The sequence below is a fragment of the Vibrio sp. Vb0667 genome (assembly GCF_033391095.1).
This window is the reverse complement of sequence record NZ_JAWPOL010000342.1, coordinates 1-1,096: the sequence shown is the minus strand read 5'-3', so window position 1 is coordinate 1,096 and position 1,096 is coordinate 1. Positions and strand designations below refer to the sequence as shown.

1 protein-coding gene is annotated in these 1,096 nt (G+C 52.2%); it reads right to left on the bottom strand.

Translation table 11 applies throughout. The features are described from left to right. Positions 1–52: 52 nt before the first annotated feature. Positions 53–1,072 (bottom strand): UDP-glucose 4-epimerase GalE, encoded by a 1,020-nt coding sequence (gene galE, locus R8269_RS25755; RefSeq protein ID WP_318222981.1) that lies wholly within the window; start codon positions 1,070–1,072, stop codon positions 53–55. Positions 1,073–1,096 lie beyond the last annotated feature (24 nt).

Here is a 1,096-nt window from a genome sequence, read left to right as displayed (position 1 = left end):
CACTCAGCTTCCCAAACCGTGAGAAGCGCAGATAGCAACGCGGCGACGTAAACTACGCAGGGGAATAGCCATTGGGATTTTTTGACTGCCAGTGCCACGTATCGACAGTCATTTCAGCCACCGTGCGTATTGCTTTCCAGCCTAGTTCACGCTCAGCTTTTTCCGTGCTTGCCCAACATTCAGCAATATCCCCAGGACGACGCGGGCATAACTCGTAAGGCACTGGTTTACCGCTAGCGGTCGCGAACGCATCCACCATCTCAAGTACGCTCGAGCCTTTACCTGTACCTAAGTTGTAAATGTGCAAACCCGATTTCTCACCCACCGATTTCAATGCGGCGATGTGGCCGTCGGCCAGATCCATCACATGGATGTAATCGCGCACGCCAGTGCCATCAGGTGTTGGGTAGTCGCTACCGAATACCGCGAGTTTTTCTCGGCGACCAACAGCGACTTGGGCGATAAATGGCATCAGGTTATTGGGAATGCCTTGTGGGTCTTCCCCCATGCAGCCCGATGGGTGCGCGCCAACTGGGTTGAAGTAACGCAGTAAGGTGATGCTCCAGTCGTTTTCAGCATGGAACAGATCGCTTAAGCACTGCTCCACCATATATTTGCTGCGTCCGTATGGGTTGGTGGTTGCGCCTGTTGGTGAGTCTTCCGTAATCGGCACTATTTCAGGGTCACCGTAAACCGTTGCCGATGAACTGAATACGATGCTTTTCACGCCCGCTTTACGCATGCTGCGCGCTAACACCAATGAGCCATTGACGTTGTTGTCGTAGTACTCAAGTGGTTTTGCCACCGATTCGCCAACCGCTTTGAGGCCAGCAAAGTGGATCACGGCTTGGATGTCGTGCTGCGCGAATACCGTATCCAAAAAGGCTTCGTCACGGATGTCACCTTGGTGGAACGCAGGCTGTTTGCCAGTCAGCGCTTCAATACGGTTTAACACTTCCAGTTTGGCGTTACACAAGTTGTCGACGATGATAGGTTCTATTCCCGCTTCAATCATCTGAACGCAAGTGTGACTACCGATATATCCCATACCGCCTGTGACAAGAACTTTCACTTTTGCTTCTCCACGTTTGCTGCT